This is a genomic window from Paraglaciecola sp. IT1134 (genome assembly GCF_058068185.1).
In genome coordinates, this window is sequence record NZ_CM176486.1 from 745,243 (window position 1) to 763,992 (window position 18,750).

General features: G+C 46.5%; 10 protein-coding genes. 1 reads left to right on the forward strand and 9 read right to left on the reverse strand.

Translation table 11 applies throughout. The features are described 5' to 3' along the window. Nucleotides 1–6 precede the first annotated feature (6 nt). The 9 genes from AC3RV5_RS03395 to AC3RV5_RS03435 form a co-directional block, all read right to left on the reverse strand. On the reverse strand, nucleotides 7–1,797 hold the full coding sequence (locus AC3RV5_RS03395; protein ID WP_489730576.1) for a sodium:solute symporter family protein: 1,791 nt from the start codon (nucleotides 1,795–1,797) through the stop codon (nucleotides 7–9). Continuing rightward, nucleotides 1,797–4,367 carry a beta-mannosidase gene (locus AC3RV5_RS03400; RefSeq protein WP_489730577.1) on the reverse strand — a complete coding sequence of 857 codons (2,571 nt, stop codon included), beginning with the start codon at nucleotides 4,365–4,367 and terminating at the stop codon, nucleotides 1,797–1,799. Before AC3RV5_RS03400 ends, AC3RV5_RS03395 begins: the two co-directional genes overlap by 1 nt. 94 nt (nucleotides 4,368–4,461) lie before the next feature. Beyond that, nucleotides 4,462–5,190, reverse strand: a complete 729-nt coding sequence (locus AC3RV5_RS03405; RefSeq protein WP_489730578.1) for a copper homeostasis protein CutC — start codon at nucleotides 5,188–5,190, stop codon at nucleotides 4,462–4,464. Continuing rightward, nucleotides 5,190–6,950, reverse strand: a complete 1,761-nt coding sequence (locus AC3RV5_RS03410) for an endo-beta-N-acetylglucosaminidase (protein ID WP_489732088.1) — start codon at nucleotides 6,948–6,950, stop codon at nucleotides 5,190–5,192. The genes AC3RV5_RS03405 and AC3RV5_RS03410 overlap by 1 nt, the downstream gene beginning before the upstream one ends. Next, nucleotides 6,950–7,930 carry an isoaspartyl peptidase/L-asparaginase family protein gene (locus AC3RV5_RS03415; RefSeq protein WP_489730579.1) on the reverse strand — a complete coding sequence of 327 codons (981 nt, stop codon included), beginning with the start codon at nucleotides 7,928–7,930 and terminating at the stop codon, nucleotides 6,950–6,952. Before AC3RV5_RS03415 ends, AC3RV5_RS03410 begins: the two co-directional genes overlap by 1 nt. A 40-nt stretch (nucleotides 7,931–7,970) precedes the next feature. Then, nucleotides 7,971–8,843: a glucosamine kinase nucleotide-binding domain-containing protein gene (locus tag AC3RV5_RS03420; protein ID WP_489730580.1), complete on the reverse strand. Its 873-nt coding sequence runs from the start codon at nucleotides 8,841–8,843 to the stop codon at nucleotides 7,971–7,973. A gap of 95 nt (nucleotides 8,844–8,938) precedes the next feature. Then, complete coding sequence (locus AC3RV5_RS03425; protein WP_489730581.1) at nucleotides 8,939–11,773, reverse strand: discoidin domain-containing protein; 2,835 nt, start codon at nucleotides 11,771–11,773, stop codon at nucleotides 8,939–8,941. A gap of 67 nt (nucleotides 11,774–11,840) precedes the next feature. Next, nucleotides 11,841–14,735 carry a TonB-dependent receptor gene (locus AC3RV5_RS03430; protein WP_489730582.1) on the reverse strand — a complete coding sequence of 965 codons (2,895 nt, stop codon included), beginning with the start codon at nucleotides 14,733–14,735 and terminating at the stop codon, nucleotides 11,841–11,843. 308 nt (nucleotides 14,736–15,043) lie between these two features. Continuing rightward, a complete protein-coding gene (locus AC3RV5_RS03435; RefSeq protein WP_489730583.1) occupies nucleotides 15,044–16,051 on the reverse strand; it encodes a LacI family DNA-binding transcriptional regulator in 1,008 nt (335 codons plus the stop codon). Between the two features lie 353 nt (nucleotides 16,052–16,404). Here AC3RV5_RS03435 and AC3RV5_RS03440 point away from each other — a divergent pair, with 353 nt between their 5' ends. Next, a complete protein-coding gene (locus AC3RV5_RS03440) occupies nucleotides 16,405–18,735 on the forward strand; it encodes a GH92 family glycosyl hydrolase (RefSeq protein ID WP_489730584.1) in 2,331 nt (776 codons plus the stop codon). The last annotated feature ends 15 nt before the right edge of the window (nucleotides 18,736–18,750 follow it).

Sequence of the window (18,750 nt, forward strand, 5' to 3'; positions counted from 1 at the left end):
TAGGACTCACTCTGGGAGTTTATCTAACCAGTTCTTTTTCAAGACCCAGCTAGTGATTAAAATGACACCAAAGGCTGCCAACATTGACCACCATTGCTGGATCACCAAATAAATCGGCATAACCACTAAGGCTAACTGCCAAATAATACCTACCACCACATTAACCATGTCCCGGGAAAATTCTTTGTTGGGCGTAAAGTCAGGTGCTTGCTGCACCACTTTGTCACGAATGGGTCCCCAAAAACCCCAGGGCTTTACAGTGCGATAAAACTCACATAACACGTCGTCAGACTCCACCGGGGTTAACAAGGTGCCAGCAATCGAGCCGATTAAACCGAAGATTAGTAGCAGTGGGAATGCCATTAAGGGCTGAACATCTGGTAATACAACCGGTAACACCAGCGCGCCAATAAGTCCTGCTAACATGCCCCAGAAATAGCCGTAGGCATTGAATCGCCACCAATGCCATTTAAGCAAGTTCGCCGCTGTATACCCCCCAAACAAGGCAGCAAAGATCCATTGCATGATGGCGTTAATGCTACCTAACATCAGACCCAGCCCCATACCTAACACGACGAGCACAACCGATACGATATAACTCATACGCACATAGGTACGGCTGTCAGCATCTGGGCGTATGTAGCGTCGATATACATCATTTACAAAGTAGGCAGGGGCCGCGTTTACCGACGCCGCAAAGGTCGACATAAATGCGGCCAATAGCCCCGCAATAAGTAAACCGGTTAGCCCCACAGGCACAAAGTTATTGATCGCAAAGGGTAGTATCTGTTCAAAATCAAATTGCTTACCCTGAGCTTGAATGTCAGGCCCCATATAGACGATGGCCAGTATCGACAGGCCCGCAACCATCATGTAACGAGGGAAAAACATCACCAAGGACACCAGACCACTCATTTTGGCCGCGTCTTTGGGGCTTTTCGTGGCCAAAATACGCTGCATATCATAATTGGGCACAGGGCCCGCCATGCTCGATAGCACACCTTTAAACAGCATCATCATGATCATCAAACCGAATAGCTCGAGGCCATCCTCTTCAACCTTCACATTGACGCTATCAATCAGGCCTTGCCAGTTCAGATCGAGCTGCCAGCTAAAGAAAACATTGTCCCAGCCCTCTGGTGTCGCAGCGGCTAATTGTTCAGGTGAAACCAGATACATAGCAATCACCCCTACCGAAACGGCGGCAATAGTCATGATCACAAACTGCAAAATCTCCGTGAACACCACGCTGTACATGCCGCCTTTTACTACATACACGGTAGTGACTGTGAAGATAATTAACGCATAGATATCTGGGGATAACTCCCAAGGGAAAAAGATAGCGGCAAACTTACCTATGCCTTTAAAGGCATAGGCGATAAAGCCAATGGCACTGACCAGGGCGAACACCACCACGATCAGCTGGCTCATTTCGGCGCCTTTGCCCTTGCCGAACCGGGTCTCCATCCATTGAGCACCGGTCATAACATTAGAGCGACGCAGCCACACAGATAGATAAACCATCAGGAATACTTGATTAAATATCGGCCAAATCCAAGGTAACCACGCACTTTTTAAACCGTACACAAAACACATGGATACCAGCCACATAGTACCGGCAATATCGAACATGCCTGACGCGTTTGACACCCCTAACGCCCACCAGGGAATGGTTTTCCCACCTAAGAAGTAGGAATTCATATCGCGACTAGCACGCTTAGAAATATATAAACCAATCATCAAAACCAACACCAGGTAGGCGATGATGACTACGATATCTATCCAACTTAGAATCATTATTTCATTCCAGCCCCGTTTTGAACCTCGGGAACTTGTTGTTCATAACTATCAATTAACGAACTCCAGCTCAGCGTAGCAGCCAACTCAGCAATTTCCTTGTGTTTCATGCCCGGCAGACACAGGGAAATGGTCTTGGATAGCTTAGGCATGAGATCAAAGAAATTATCACTAAAGTTGCCATCATGTCCGCTGACATTGACATACAATTGGCGAACAAAGTTATCGGTAGTGAACGTTAACGATAACTGTTCACTTTCGATCACCCTAGTGCATTCGATTTTGGTCGCTTGCAATGCCAAATATTTGTTTGCCACAAAGAAGTGTGAGTTTTGCGCTAATGTTTGTGCGTTTTTCATGTGCACAAGGTTGGCTATCACTACGGTGCTGCACAGATATTCCGCGGGGATTAGCTGTGCTAGTTCCAGAGAGAATACAGCTTGAGATGCATTGGCGGGCACAATGACACTGTGTTCATGTGAGCACAAAATTTCGCCCGTAAATTGATATATCGTAACCTGTAACGTAGCTGAAAACGCAGTCAAATCGTCAGATACGAGCGTAACATCTAGGGTGTTGTCATTTTGCTCGATGACTAATAACTGCTGAGCAAAACTGCGTTTGGCCTGATAATGTAACGCCTTCCAACGGCCGTAATAATCGATGCCCGACCAAGATGCTGCCGGCCACGTATCATTCAACTGCCAATACAAGGTGCCCATGCAAAACGGCATCGCGGCGCGATGGGCTTCAAAGGCCATTTTCAGCCCTAAAGCTTGCTGCACCTGACTAAGGTACAGTAATTTGTCGAAGTCTTTTGGCGGGTGAAACTCTTCGTCCATGTAGCTGCGAATTAACTTATTACCCCTTGGGTGCTTTTGATGCACCTGCATTACAGCCGATTCTAGCTGTCTATCCTCAGGATGGGTAAAACGATGGGTTGACTCAGCAATCGGGAAAGACTGAAAACCATATTCACTCATAAAGCGCGGGATACGTGTTTTATATTCACTAAAGGGTTCTTCTCCATGCCAAACCCCCCAATAATGGTGATTTGCTTTGTTGTCTTCATCATTTTCCCAAAAGCCAATGGGAGAAGAGCGTAGATAAAAACGTTGGCTATCAAGGGCGCTAATTACTCCAGGTAAACAATCATCGAACAGCGTCATGTAGTCCTGTTTTAGACGTGTATACAGCTCGTCCGAGTAGGCAAACTTATCAGCCCATTGCCACTTTTCGATGGCCATGTCCACTTCATTATTACCGCACCACATAGCAATACACGGATGGTTACGTAAGCGTTTAACGTTATATTCTGCTTCCTGTTTTACGTTTTGTAAAAAGGCCTGGTTCGCTGGATACAAAGTGCAGGCAAACATAAAATCTTGCCAGACTAAAATACCGTTACGATCGGCTAATTCATAAAATTTATCGTCCTGATAGATGCCACCGCCCCACACTCGCAGCATATTCATATTACCGGCGACCACGGCATCAAATAATTGCTGATGACGCTCATCGGTCACTCTGTGAATAAAGCTATCGTCAGGAATATAGTTCGCCCCCTTCATAAACACAGGATGGCCGTTTACGTTAAAATAAAACGATTCCCCCATGTCGTCGGCTTGGTTAACGACTTCTATGTCCCGCAAACCCACGGCTAAGGAGTGACAGGAAAGGACTTTCTCATCTTCTATTACCTCAAAGCTAAACTCGTATAAAAACGCGTCTCCCAACCCATTTGGCCACCAACGCTGAGGCTCGGCTAAGGTGAAATCCATCGATAACATTTGCTCTACCGATCCCGCTGAAAAACTAACCGGTTGGGTTTGATTTAATTGAGGTGCTTGCTCACAAGTGACTCGCACCTGACCGCTAAATTCAGCTAACGCAGAAACATAAATATCAAAACGGAATTGGGCACTTTCGGCTGATAATTGCTTTTGGACAAAATGCACATCTTTTATCTCTAGCGTATCGATAAAATCTAAATAGATATCTCGCCAAATACCGGAAGTGACGAACTTTGGTCCCCAATCCCAACCAAAATGACAAGGAGCCTTTCGACAAAAAATACTGAGTTTTTCATCACTCTTATCGTTTTCTGCAGGGTAGGTAAAACCATTGGCGACATACTGTGGATATACTTCGTTTATGGGAGAACGGAAACGAATTTCTAATTTGTTCTCACCCACAGTTAGCAAAGACTTACATGCCAGATACTGACCCACAAACATATTCTGTCCACCAGCTAAATGCTGACCATTCAGGTAGATATCGCAAAACGTATCGAGTCCTAGTGCCACAAGGTTAACTTCACTATGGGCCAGTTGCTCAGTCGTTAGTTGGAATGATCGACGGTAGTGCCAATTCTTCTTTTCGATCCACTGCAGATGTGACTCATTATCCCGATCAAACGGATCATCAATCAATTTGAGCGCTAATAGGTCGGTGAAGTTACAACCGGGTACAGTGGCGCTTAGCCATTGTTGTTTGTCAGCCTGACAAAACTGCCATTGCCCGTTTAATGCCATTGTTGTCATTTGTGTATTATCTTGTTTGTTAATCATATAAACCAATATTTAAAGTGGGCGAGATATCTAACGCGGGTCCGCCCAATGAAAAATCGCCCGCGATAAAAATGTTTGTCTAAATGAGGGCCAGTCACTCAGTATCATTCACCGCCTGGAACAATTGCCTGACTTTGCCCTCATCAACTAAACCGTGTGACAGTACAGACGAATATGCATGAAAAGAGTAACCCCCTTGAGGCGGCAGTTTATCTACGATTGTGTTCACGCTAACGGAATCGATACCACCGGCAATGACCAACTCTAATTGACCGTTAGCAAGTGCTAAGTAGCGTTGTAGTGAGCCGATATGCTGTACTGCTGTGTCTTGGCTATTCCACGAAGCACCAGCGGTCAAAATTCTGTGAACACCTAACTCGACTAGCGTGGCAATGGATGCTTCAGGAATTTGCAATGCATCAAATGCTCGGTGGAAAGTCACCTGCAAATCGAATTCGCAGGCGACAGATAGTAGCTGCCCAAGGACGGGTAGATTTAAGGTCTTGTCTATTGTCAGTGCACCTAACACCACACCATGCATACCTGCTTGCCCTGCGGCTTCAATATCACGCTTCATCTGCTCAACTTCAATCTGTGAATAGCAAAAATTACCGCCGCGTGGGCGTATCATCGCCAGCAAAGCCAAACCTTCAGGTGCAGCGAGTTTGACCCTTTGCAAAGTAGCTACACTGGGTGTTAAACCTTCTTGCACCATGTTGCTACACAGCTCCACTCGGGTCGCACCTCCAGCGTGGGCGGCCATAATTTGCTGAGCAACACGGGCGCTGTCATCACTTCCCAGGCAGATTTCAATCTCGATCATTATTTAATCGCCAGTTGACCGAGATTAACAGCTACTTCAGCCACAATCTGTTGACCAGCGAAAAGCACACCTAAATGCACTATATGCTGTGCTGCTAGCTTACGAAGGGGAATCGAATAGGTGCGCCATTGTCCTTGTGCGCTACTCACTGGCGTATAGTCTGCCAGTGAATAGGTCGAGCGCTGACCACTGACAGTTTGAAGATAAAAAGACATGCCTTTGCTGTCGCCTTTTACGGTTAACTTGGCGACATTCTGTGGGCCCAGCACAAAATTGGTTTGGTACAATGGGATCCTCGTTTCTTGAGCGTTCAATTGACCAACAAAGGCTAATGAACTGCCACCAGAAAATACCTGTTCGAAATCGTAGTGCGGGTCCAGGGATTGGCTGCCATATACGGCAAACTGCCAGGTAGGTAATAAGTCTTGTTTACTCATATCTGTCCAGCCATCGGCGGTTTTTTGTCCATTCTCAATCAGCACTTTGCCTTGTCCGGTATTAAAGTGGGTGATAAAAGGCAGGCTTGAAACAGTCGTTTTAGCCGGCAAATAGCGCCCGATGCCCGGCCAGCCCTGAATATCATTGACGGCTAGGTTCAAATCATCACCGGTAAACAAACGCTGCTCGGTGCGATAGAAGCTGTGATATTCTTGGGCATTGTGCTTAAAATGACTAAAAATTTGGGTGTGGGCCTCCCCCTCAAAATTGTAGTTAAAGTTCGGGGCGAACAGGGCAATCGAGGTTAATGCGCGGCCCGTCTCGGCATTGAACAAATCTGCTAGCCATTGGGTACGGCTAAATGCCCGCTGGGCGTTGCGGCTGGGCCATAAATCTGCGCCGAAATACAAGTCATAGGCCGAGCGACCTAACTGTTTGGCAACCTCTACAGAGCTTTCAACCATAGGTTTATTCCACCAATAGTTCATGAACATGGCATCTGCGCTTAAGACATCATGCTGCAAAAATGCTTTGTTGTTGGCATTCAGCTCGTTTTGCCAGCGCACCTGACCATTTTCAAGCATGGAGTCATACCAGTGGATTTCCATTCCCTGGGGAGCGATCGCGGTCAAATATTGCATGAACGCCAGCATTTTCTTGCCTAAGGCCGCACCACGCTTAAGATCACTTTTGCCTTCGACTAATTGGTTGTCGGCATCTTTGATAGCCGACAGGTTTGTTTCTTGGTTCATCAACCAACCGTCAAAGCCATAGTACTGGGCAATGTCGACAAGACGATGCGCCATCACAAACCGACCTTGCTCATCTTGCTTCAGTAGTAGCTCTGCGGTGTCCGGGCTGCCGCCATATTTAGCGATCGCCAGAAAGATTGAGCCTATGACTTTCACCCCATTCTTATGAGCGGTATCTACCCAGGGTTTAGCGGGGATCTGCACCACGTGATCCGCCGTGCCCGCAAACCAATTGAGCACATCGATTTGCGACCAATGGGTGAAGTTGTATAAATTAAATTTAGGCTGTGTATGTAAATAGTTAGCGAAATTATTCATGCCATCTGGCGCGTACAACACCTTTGCTTGGCGATCCAGGTTTGCTCTGGCATCATCAAGTCGCGCGGGATAACGTCTGGCTAAGGGTAGGGTAGCGATATTCGCTGGGGAGGTAAATTTACTGTCTACCGTCCAGTTAATCGCCTGCTCTAACGTTAGAGCAAAAGGAGCCTGATTAGCGCGAATATTTTCGCTTTGGGCACTAACAAAAAAAACGCACAGTAACGATAGCCAACCACTAGCCTTGAACATCATCGGGATACTCCTAGTATGTTTTCACCATCGATTAAGTTTGCACCACTGTTGTCATGAACGGCGTAGTTGAAACCGGGCTGTATACAATACGCGCCATATTCCCCTGCTTTACTTAAAGCAATGAACCCCACTTGGAATTCGGCAAAGTTTTCCAGTCGGGTAGCAATTCGCTCCACAGCCCGTTGACAGGCCACTTGAGGTGATGCCCCCTGGCGCATTAGTTCAACCACTAAATGACAGCCTACGGTTTTCATCATCAGCTCACCCATACCCGTGGCTGTTGCACCTCCAACTTCGTTATCCACATATAAACCAGCGCCTATAATAGGTGAGTCACCCACCCGCCCTGGTAACTTAAAAGCGGCGCCACTAGTGGTGCAGGCTCCGCTAAGATTACCTTGTGCATCTAGGGCTAACATGCCAATGGTGTCGTGATTCTCAATGTTTATCTGTTTTTTACCTCGGCCTGACTCGCGCCACGCCTGCCAGTCTTTTTTGGCCTGTGGAGTAAGCAGGTCTTGCTCGCTAAAACCCTGTTCTATTGCGAACTTTTTAGCGCCTTCTCCCACCAACATAACGTGGGGCGTTTTCTCCATCACCTTTCTTGCAACAGAGATTGGATGTTTGATATTTTGCAGATAGGCTACCGAGCCACAGTTCATGTTCTCATCCATGATGCAGGCATCCAGGGTTACATTACCTTCGCTATCGGGATAACCGCCGTAACCTACTGTTCGTATATCAGGGTCGGCTTCAGGTACGCGCACACCTTGTTCAACAGCATCTAAGGCTCGGCCACCGCTATCGAGTACTTGCCACGCAACTTTATTCGCCGCCAGTCCATGTTCCCAAGTAGAGATCACTATAGGTTTGGGGGACGTCTTTGCCGCCATAACTGATTTACTTCCGGTAGCAAGCGCGCCGAATAGACCGCTCAAAAAAGATAATTTTAAAAAAACTCTGCGTGTGGCTGTCATTTTTTTTGCTCTGTTATGTTTCTAGGCGTTTAGCCTGGGTTTACTTGGCGTCTGATAAACACTGTTTAGCCAGCAACATTGCGCCATACTCCGCTGAAGCCTTGCCTTCAATAATGTATTGGCCGAAGCTGACGTCCAATCGACTTTGTAGACGCTTAGCGACACTGCCGACCAACACAATTTCGCTTACACCCAATGCGTTCAGTTTGCTAATCACCCGTTGTAGAAATACCGTTGCTTGCTCAATGAGCGCCTTGGCGAGCGGATCACCTTGCGCGGCATGTTCGAAGACCAGAGGGCAATATTTGGCAAACTCAGCAGAATTACCGGAGTTTAAGCGCATCGCCAGAGGCAATATGTCATCTTGAGGCACGATGGCTTTAAGCATGCTGGTTTGAGGACCAATCCCGTCAAATGCTAACATTACGGCCTCAACGGCTTGTAAACCCAGCCACGATCCACTGCCTAGTGCATTAATTGGAAAGCCATAGCCACCAATCGAATGGCGCACACCATCTACCATACACATAGCACTAAAACCGGTGCCTAGAATGATCACGCCACCATCTTGACCTCGATGCATTCCCGTTACTGTCGCATGCAAATCGGTGGTGTAATAAAATGATTTAAACGGATGTTGCCAATGGTCCATGGCGCGTTGCATGTTTGGTAAATGCAAGCCGGCTATACCCGCACCTAGGTGTAACTGGCTGTGTGGCAGATGGGTTAACTTGGCATCGACAAGAGCTTGATCTACGGCCTGTACAATGGAGTTTTGCGCAGTCTGCACACCGTTTACCGGATTAGCAGGGCCACCAATGCCTATTCCTAACAATACATTGTCACGATTGAACAGCGCGGCTCTGCACTGGGTGCCGCCGGCATCGATACCTAGGTAATATTCTTCATGCATATTGGATCTTTATTTGTAAGTTGGGATGAGTTTTGTTGTTGGCTAACAAAAGGCCCACCAACGTTATCGGTGGGCCTTAGTGAACTAACTTCAAGTTACTCAGCAGGACCAATTAACTCGATTTCAGCGATTTGCATCAGGTTACTATCACCTTTGTTTTTGGTGATATTGATCCGATAAGTAGCGTAAGCAAAACCATTTCGCATCTCGAACAATTTGCGCTCAAGGCGATTATCGAAGCTTTCACCTACCCATGATTCAACCTCATTCCAGGTAACACCACCATCATTTGAACCCACAACTGTGATGTTTTCAGGATCGCGCTCTGGGGCGTCATTGGCACTGGTAATCGCAATGCTATTGACGATCTTCGGTGCAACAAAATCCAGCTGTACCCAAGATGGCTCTTCAATACTCGGTACGCCGCCATTATCTAGCCACTTAGTACTGGTTAAGTCGTCAAACGCCATTGTTTCAGCTTCATTGTCACTGATCCGTGCGCGGCCGGTAATGGTCGTGCCTGCAGTTGATGATACATCTACAGAAACGAATTGCGGCCCAATCAGCTCAATTTCAGCAATTTGCATTAAAGTGTTATCACCTTTGTTTTTAGTAATATTGAACCGATAGAAACTAAACCCGACATCATTGGCAAAACCGTATTGCTTGCGTTCAAAACGCTGGTCAAAGCTTTCACCTAACCAGCTAGCTAACTCCACCCAATTTTCATTGTCGTTTGAGGCCCACAGGGCAAAATTTTCAGGGTCGCGCTCTGGTGCATCATTGGCACTGGTTAAGGCTAAGGTGTTAACCGCAGCAGCCTCCGGCAAACTCAGCACAACCCAAGATGGTTCTTCTACCGAGGGTACGCCGCCATTATCTAGCCACTTGGTTTCAACGTTGTTGTCAAAGGCCATCGACCCAGCTTCACCGTCACTGATACGGGCGCGCTCCATGTAAGTCACATCTGTGCCATGACTGTGCTGAACACTGGGGACTTTCGGCCCGATGAGTTCAATCTCAGCCAATTGCATTAGATTGCTATCGCCTTTGGTTTTGGTGATATTTAAGCGATAAGTGCTGTAGGCTAAGGCATTGTCTGCATTGAATAGCTTGCGCTCGAAACGCTGGTCAAACGATTCGCCTAACCAATCACCGATAGTCAACCAGGTTACACCACCGTCATTAGAACCCACTAGCGTGAAATTCTCAGGATCGCGTTCTGGGCTATCGTTGGCACTGGTAATTGCCAGTGCGTTTACAGCGACCGCCTCCGGAAAATCCACTTGTATCCAGGAAGGTTCATCAATAGTAGCTACCCCACCATTATCCAGCCATTTTGTTTGAGGATCATTATCAAACGCCATGGATTCGGCTTCGCCATCGCCAATACGCGCACGCCCTGTGACCGCACCCACTCCTACTGGATCGGTATGATCTGTGCTTGCGTATATAGGACCAACCAATTGGATCTCAGCTAATTGCATTAAGTTGGTGTCACCTTTATTTTTGGTGATATTCAAACGATAGAAGGAATATTCTAAGCCGTTCGAAAACGAAAACTCTTTACGTTCAAAGCGCTCATCGAATGACTCACCCAAGAAGCTGGCTAATGTCACCCAATTTTCACCGTCATTTGAGGCGAGTAAATCAAAGTTTTCAGGGTCGCGCTCAGGTGCATCATTGGCGCTGGTAATAAACAGGCTGCTTACAGCATGAACTTCAGCAAATTCAAGCTGAACCCAAGAGGGCGCCTCAATGGTAGGTACGCCACCATTGTCTAGCCATTTAGTCTCTGAGTCTTTATCGAACGCCATGCTTTCTGCTTCACCGTCACTGATGCGAGCACGACCAGTAATAGTCGCGCTGGCTAAGTTAGCGGAGGTAGTCACTTCCTGCACTGGGCCACCATTTTCATCTGCAATAACAAACGCTAAACCCACGTCAATAACACTCTCAGGGGATACGCCCAGTTCAGTCAAAAAAGGTACTGCGCTAACGGAGGCCAGCAGCCGCTCTCTGATTGGAGTTAGTGCTAGAGTGTCGCCTTCGATAGCAGCGATAATAGCTACATTGACCCCATCAAAGCGCGCATTTAAGCTTTCGTCATGGGTAATGTTGGCAAATGCAGCATTTGCCAACGACAAGGTAATAACAGCAGGAGAAGCCAGTACGTCGTTACATTCTTCCTCAGAGACTTCGTTGCCCTGGGCGTCAGTTGACGTCAAAGTGGCGCAATCTTCACCCACCACAAAGTTCTGATAGGACTCGGCACTAATCAACTGAGTCTCGAACAAGTTGGTGCTCGCGACAGATACGCCTAGAGCGCGTAAAGCCATTTCAGAAGCATTAACCGCTTGCAGATCGAACAATATCTTTTGCGTGATGTTGGCTCCATTGAGCACGGCATTTTCAACCAAAGGTGTGGCAATTGTGGTGAGTGCGTTCGCTTGGAAGGGTAAAATATTGCTATTCGCTTGTGCGCCGTAAGGCACATTTACAAAGGATAAGGATTTCAACACGGTACCTGTCAGCGGCTCGCCGCTAAGTGTTTGACCCATATCTACACCGGCGCAATCAACCGCGTCACAGATCATGCTGGTAGCGCTTGTGGCAGTAACAAAAATCTTAAACGGACTGTCGATGCCAAAGCCAAGATCGCTTTGAACCACAAGGTTAACGTTGCCCGTCGCATCCGTTAGCTCGCCACTGGAGATGGTTATTGGTGAATTGTTCATTTGCTCGACGCTAATTTGGGCGCTGTCTAAGCTGCCCTTCACCGCTTTGCCTGTCAATGTTGCAGCAGTGGTTACCCGAGTGTCTATCGCGTCATTGGGGTTCGGATCATCAGCGCTACCTCCACAACCGTACAAGGTGCTCACTGCCATCAGCATGGCCACTGTGGTTTTATTCATTTTGAGCTTTTTCATTATTATTCCTATTGTTCAATCTGTTTTACGGTCCATTTAACCAGCGTGGGTAAGCTGGTCAGACGCATTAAAATCTGTAGTTGATACCAGCGAAGAGTCGACGTCCGCTGTACGAGTTTGTTAAAAACCTTACCTTCGTATCATCCCCTAAATGGACGTAATCCTCTGACTTGGTCAGATTGATAACCGAAGCGTTTATGGTGAAATCTTCAGTAATGCTGTAGCTGGCGTTCACGTCCACCTGATCATAGGTGTCATTGAATCGGTTGATATCCCAATCTTCAGCAAGCACGCCAATGGTCGGGCCTCGGAGGTTGTACGAGACGCGAACGCTGTACAAATCATTCTCGTAAAACCCAGAGACGTTACCCTGATATTTCGAGCTGCCTGTTAATGGTGATTCACCCACAACGCGACCGTCGGCTTCAACGGTAGCGGCACTGGTGATGTTGCGGGTATAATTGCCCGACACGCCGAAGCCATTGTCAAAGAAGTGCTGGAAGGAAAACTCAAGTCCTTTGGATTCAGCATTGCTACCGTTAGCAGAAGTATCGAAATCCCTAACCAAGATGTCGCCACCGACACTCACAGTACTGCCGCCGGACTCAACCAGAGTGAACGTTCTATCTGGCACACTGGTGTTCACATCGAGGACAAATGGCACAACGAAGTTATCGATATCTTTTAGAAAAACAGCCAAGCTTACACCTGAGCCTTCGCCGTAGTAATACTCAAGTGACAAGTCGTATTGCACCGATTCAAGAGGCCGAAGAGATGCGTTTCCGCCGCCGCCAGTCCAACCTTCGCGATCACGAATGGGGTCAAAATCGGGGCGATCGCTAGAGTCGGCTTCCCACTCACTTGAGCGATAAGTTAAAGTCTGGAACTGACCAAGATCCGCATAATCAGGTCGTGAAATGACTTTTGCTGCAGCACCCCGCAAAACCCAGTCGTCATTGATATCCCAGGCTATGTTAAAACTAGGCAACACATGGCTGTAAGAGTTTTCCTTTGGGTTCACCACAATATCGCGCACAATTCCATTTACTTGTGCGACATCTTCACCTTCCAGGTTAACTCGGTCTAAGGCGAAGACTAAGCGATCGCTGGCGGTGTTAGTATTGACGGTATCGATAAAGCGTACGCCAAAGTTACCCCGCAGGTTTTCCCAATTGTAATCTGCCTGTACATAGGCGACTTTAACTTCCTCTTCGACTTCATACACAAAATCAGGCTCAAAACGGGTATAGCGTTTGAAGTTGTTTTGCAGTTCTTGTTGGTATTTATACCAATCCACTACGGGGAAAATATTAGTGTTAATCGAACCGCCTAAATTACCCAAAGGTTGATCGGCAATGACGGTGGTTAATAGTGGGATACCGTCGTTTCTAGAGTAATCATCATCCAATGTAATGCCACCAGGGCGAGCTTCTCCTGCTGCTACATCAAAGTCTTTATCCAGATAAAAGGTGTTACGTGTATCGCGGAAAATCGAACCTTTGCGGTATTTCACGCCAAAGCGTAAGGTTTCTACAATGCCCCAGTCAACAAACCAATCTGTGTCGATTTGGGCATAATCTTCCTCTTGGGTACCTCCGACGAAACTAGAATCTGTCGCCCCGATATCCGCTTGCCCGCCTTCACCAGCTTTTAACCGGTTAAAAATTTCAGGGTCGATATTGGTGATCAAATTTTTATCTTGGAAGCGCCATCCCCAATAGTCAGCGGTACCGCCAGAGTAATAGGCTGCACGGTATTTTTCGCTTGGCCCGCCTTCGGCTTCAGTGTGACCAGCAACAAACTTTAAATTGAAGTCGTTAGCTTCATATTCCATAAAGAAATCGAAGGTATCAGAAGTTGACTCTTCTACAACGTATTCTCCGTTCATACGGGGAATTTGCGTATCTAAAGCTTGTCCTGAAACCGCTCGGCTGTAGTCAATCCCCGTCACATATTGGGCATCAGCATCAACAAATATGTCTGTCCAGTATTGGTTTGTGTCGTGCCACTCTGGGTATTCAAGCTGATGTAAAATAGAATCTAGTCCCAATTTAAACTGGAAATAGTTAAAGCCCACTTCAAGATTATCAATAGGGCGCCACTGTGCAGTGAATTGCACGCCGGTACGTTGGCGATCTTCTTCTAACACTTCTTGCACAAAGCTTTGACGGGCATAGCCTTGGGCTCCACCCTCTATTTCCTGTCCGTTTCGACGCTCGGTATACTGAAAGTTCTGGTTAATAATGTTGACCCGGGAGGTTTGGGTACGGTTGGTTCTGTCTTGTTGGGTAAACCCGACTAGAAACCCGAAATCTTCCTCATCGGTTTTCCATGAATAAATACCGCTTAACTGAGGCTCATATTTATCAGTAATATCCGCATAGGTATACTCGAGGCTTACCACACCTGAGTTTTTATCCATATCCAGTGGCTTGCGGCTGTGTACGATGACCGTACCGCCAATGCCACCTTCGTCTAAACGTGCCTCAGAAGATTTAAATAATTCTACTTTGCCGACTAAGTTCGATGGCAATAATTCATATGAGAACGAACGTGACGGATTGCCCGAAGAGGCGGCGATGAAATTACCATTTAGCTGGGTAAAGGTCAGGTTTGGGGATAAACCACGAATACTCACACTCGATCCTTCACCACCGTTGCGTTGAATAACCACACCAGGCACTCGCTGCAAAGAGTCCGCCACGTTCTTGTCTGGGAACTTGCCGATATCTTCTGCGGTGATCGCATCTACCACCGCATTCGATAATCGCTTAATGGCTAAATTCTCTGCTGCTGATGCACGTATACCGCGAACCTGAATCACTTCGGTTTCTGCATCATTTTTACTGGGGGTATCATCTGTTTCTTGCGAAAATGTGTACGTGGGTGCAAGACCCAAAGCACACACTACTGCGAAATTCAGCATCGATTTACCAAATATTTTGTTACTGGTGTTGTTCATATGTGTTTTCCTAATCGCCATCGGATATTTCCGCTTTAACCAAATGTAACCGTGAACATATGCCGCGGCCTACTTTAGTAACTGCTTATATTTTCTTTGCTTTACGCTATCTACCGGTCATTTCACTGGGAATTTTCTCACTCATAAAATGTAATCGATTACAATTTACTGAGAAAATATAGAGCGCAACACATGACATGTCAACAACATAAGTCATAAAATATACAAAAAATTAACAACAAAGCACTAAGTAGCCGTTCAAAGGTTGGCGTCTCCCCGCAAAAAAAAATAGCAGATTTAAGCCATACTTAAACTGGGGCTGGGCCACTGCTTTGGCGTTCAACTATTTGAAAAGACATCATTTCGCTGCTACGAGTCAGGGGGACATTGTTAATAAGATTACTGAGCAACTCCATGCCTCGGCGTCCCATTTCGTATGCGGGTTGATCAATAGTGGTTAACGGCGGGTTCACAAATGCTGAGACTTTGACATTGTCAAAACCCACCACTGAAATGTCATCGGGGACGTGTAACCCTTGACGATGGATCTCGTGCATCGCGCCAATAGCGATATCATCGTTGAAACAAATAACCGCGGTAGCGCGTGTGGGTTTTGCCAACAATTGGCGCATGCCTTCAATGCCATTTTCAATGCTATATCTCTCACCGACCACCATGTCTTCATCAAAGGGAATGTTCTCTTCAGCCAAGACACTACGTAGCCCAGAGAGACGATCTTTATGGATTTGACTAACCACCTGGCCCACGATAACCGCAAATTGAGTGTGGCCATAACTGACTAAATGATGCGCCAATGCGCGACTAGCAGCGTAATTATCGAGGGAAACCACAGGATACTTTTTATCTGAATGTATACGTTCACAGACGCTGACCATGGGAATGGTTTCGGCTAATTTGGCATCCTCCTCGGAAAACGGAAAAGAATGATCCAGCTGAATTAATCCATCGGCGCGGTTAGTCAATACCATTGAGGCATAGTCATTTTCGCGCTTGCTGTCTCCTTGGGTGTCGCATAATAGTACGGTAAACCCGCGCTCTTGGGCAGCTTGTTCGATTCCGCCTATGATGCGCATAAAAAACGGGTTGACCAAGTTAGGCACCAAAACCACTATGGTGTTAGTACGTCCTGTTTTGACACTGGTTGCTAGCCAGCTTGGTCTGTAGCCCGCTTCGAGCACCGCTTTCATAACCTTTTCTTTGGTTCGAGCAGTGACCATATCGGGCATTTTAAGTGTGCGTGATACTGTCGCTGTTGATACCCCAGCCAGTTCACTAACCTTTTTAATATTCGTCATCTACGTCTTTATTTCCAAGAAACAGGCCGATTCATGGCCGGGTTTATTTTATTTCACCGTTATAAAAACAGTCTTGTTCAATTTAAATACCTGAATAGTTAAATAATATCAATAAATCATCAAAATGTACTACTGTAATCGATAACAAATATGCCAATATTTACAGATGGAGTGGGTATTTATACCTAAATTTGCTTTTAAGCGAACTTTTTTCTAGACAATAAATTGTAATCGATTACAATTTTACAAAGTGTTAACTTTTGACTTGAACTCTGTGTTCATACAAAAAGAAATTTAAACTTCGATGGTGACTGTCAAATGCCAGAGAAAATTTACTTTGTAGGTGTAAATAAATGAATTATAAGCTTATTTTGTCCATTTCCGTGTTGTTTTTGTTGGCATCCTGTGCCGGGACACCTGATAATAAGGGTACTGCTGCAGCACCCCGCGGGGTCGACTTGGTCGCGTACGTAAATCCGCTGATGGGCACAGATTCCAAGTTCAGCCTGTCAAATGGTAATACTTACCCGGCGATTGCCACGCCATGGGCGATGAACTTTTGGACCCCAATGACGGCACCTATCGGCGATGGCTGGACTTACAAATACGACGACGACCAGATACGTGGCATTAAACAGACCCACCAACCTAGTCCCTGGTTAAACGACTATGGTGCGTTTTCGTTGATGGCCGTCACAGGTGAAATGAAATTCAACCAAGATGAGCGAGCGTCTTGGTTCTCACATAAAGCAGAACAGGCCAGCCCTGATTATTATAGCGTGTATCTGGCATCCTATGATGTAACTGCAGAAGTTACCCCAACTGAGCGTGCGGCACAGTTTCGATTTACTTTCCCGGATACTGACAACGCCTATATCATTCTAGATGCTTTTGACAAAGGCTCTATGGTTAAAATCATTCCTGAGGAGCGCAAAATAATAGGTTATGCGCGCAACAACCATGGTGGCGTGCCTGATAACTTCCACAATTATTTTGTTGCGGTATTTGATAAGGATTTCGAGGTAAGTCGCACATGGACCGATGAATATCAACTCACAGACAACGGCACACAAAGTGAAGGCGATCACGTTGGTGCCATTATTGGTTTTAAGACCAAGCGCGGCGAGAAGGTTTCAGTGAAAATAGCCTCTTCTTTCATAAGTCATGAACAAGCACTATTAAATTTAACCCGAGAAATCGGCCAGGATAACTTCGATACCACCCGTCAAAAAGCGCACCAGCATTGGCAAACTGAGCTGGGACGTGTCGAAATAGAAGGTCAAAATAAAGACAACTTACGCACCTTTTATTCAGCTCTGTACCGAGTTTTATTATTTCCCCGCAAATTTTATGAATATAACCAAGCCGGCGAAGTCGTTCACTATAGTCCATACAATGGTGAAGTGTTACCGGGCTACATGTTTACCGATAATGGTTTTTGGGACACGTTCCGGGCGGTATTCCCGTTTTTCACCCTAATGTACCCTGAGTTAGATGCCCAAATCATGGAAGGTTTGGCCAATACCTATAAAGAGTCGGGCTGGCTACCAGAGTGGGCGAGCCCAGGACACAGAGGTGTCATGATTGGTTCAAACTCGGCGGTGAATATTGCAGATGCCTATCTCAAAGGCATAACCGATATTGATATTGACACCCTGTACGAAGCGATACTGAAAAATGCCCGAGTAGACGAGGGCCGCCCGGTCAGTTCAGTGGGTAGAGAAGGGGTAGATTATTACAATGAGCTTGGCTATGTACCCTACGATGTGGGTATTCACGAGAATGCCGCCCGTACCCTTGAGTACGCCTTTGCGGACTTTAATATTTATCGTTTAGCCGAGCGTTTAGGTAAAAAAGAAGATGCCGCCAAATTCAAAAAAAAAGCCCTTAACTATCAACATCTGTTTGATAAGCAAAGCGGCTGGATGCGCGGTAAAAACCAAGACGGTAGCTTTCAAAGTCCATTCAATCCGTTGAAGTGGGGTGATGCATTCACGGAAGGCAACAGTCTGCATTATACTTGGTCAGTATTTCATGATATCGCCGGTTTAAAATCCTTGATGGGCGGCGACCAAGCCTTTGTCGACAAACTTGACAGCGTGTTTAGTATGCCTCCCGCTTTCGACGACTCTTATTATGGTTTCACTATCCACGAAATTCGTGAGATGCAGATCGTTAACATGGGCAATTACGCCCACGGCAATCAGCCCATTCAACACATGAGCTACCTGTATAACTACTCAGGCCAACCCTGGAAAACCCAATATCACGTGCGCAACATCATGGACAAGCTTTACTCTGCTACGCCTGATGGTTACTGCGGGGATGAAGATAATGGCCAAACTTCGGCTTGGTATGTGTTCAGTGCTCTTGGTTTTTATCCGGTTGCTCCTGGTAGCGACGAATACGTAATAGGTAGCCCACTTTTTGACAAGGCTACCCTACATTTACAAAACGGCAAACGCTTTACCATTAAAGCCCGGCACAACAGTGGGGAAAATGTATATGTTGATGGTGCTGCACTAAACGGCACGATATTCAATAAAACCTTTTTGTCTCATCAGCAAATTATAAATGGCGGTGGAATAACCTTCGACATGAGCAAAGTGCCCAACCAAACCTGGGCCACAACCAAGGATGCCGTGCCTTATTCTATGTCAACGGCGGACTCAGCAACGCATTAATCAACGCGCCAGCTT

What these genes read in the sequence shown, in the direction of transcription:
- AC3RV5_RS03415 (WP_489730579.1), bottom strand. Translation starts at nt 7,930, where the DNA reads ATGACAGCCACACGCAGAGTTTTTTTAAAATTATCTTTTTTGAGCGGT.
- AC3RV5_RS03435 (WP_489730583.1), bottom strand. Translation starts at nt 16,051, where the DNA reads ATGACGAATATTAAAAAGGTTAGTGAACTGGCTGGGGTATCAACAGCG.
- AC3RV5_RS03395 (WP_489730576.1), bottom strand. Translation starts at nt 1,797, where the DNA reads ATGATTCTAAGTTGGATAGATATCGTAGTCATCATCGCCTACCTGGTG.
- AC3RV5_RS03420 (WP_489730580.1), bottom strand. Translation starts at nt 8,843, where the DNA reads ATGCATGAAGAATATTACCTAGGTATCGATGCCGGCGGCACCCAGTGC.
- AC3RV5_RS03410 (WP_489732088.1), bottom strand. Translation starts at nt 6,950, where the DNA reads ATGTTCAAGGCTAGTGGTTGGCTATCGTTACTGTGCGTTTTTTTTGTT.
- AC3RV5_RS03400 (WP_489730577.1), bottom strand. Translation starts at nt 4,367, where the DNA reads ATGATTAACAAACAAGATAATACACAAATGACAACAATGGCATTAAAC.
- AC3RV5_RS03405 (WP_489730578.1), bottom strand. Translation starts at nt 5,190, where the DNA reads ATGATCGAGATTGAAATCTGCCTGGGAAGTGATGACAGCGCCCGTGTT.
- AC3RV5_RS03440 (WP_489730584.1), top strand. Translation starts at nt 16,405, where the DNA reads ATGAATTATAAGCTTATTTTGTCCATTTCCGTGTTGTTTTTGTTGGCA.
- AC3RV5_RS03425 (WP_489730581.1), bottom strand. Translation starts at nt 11,773, where the DNA reads ATGAAAAAGCTCAAAATGAATAAAACCACAGTGGCCATGCTGATGGCA.
- AC3RV5_RS03430 (WP_489730582.1), bottom strand. Translation starts at nt 14,735, where the DNA reads ATGAACAACACCAGTAACAAAATATTTGGTAAATCGATGCTGAATTTC.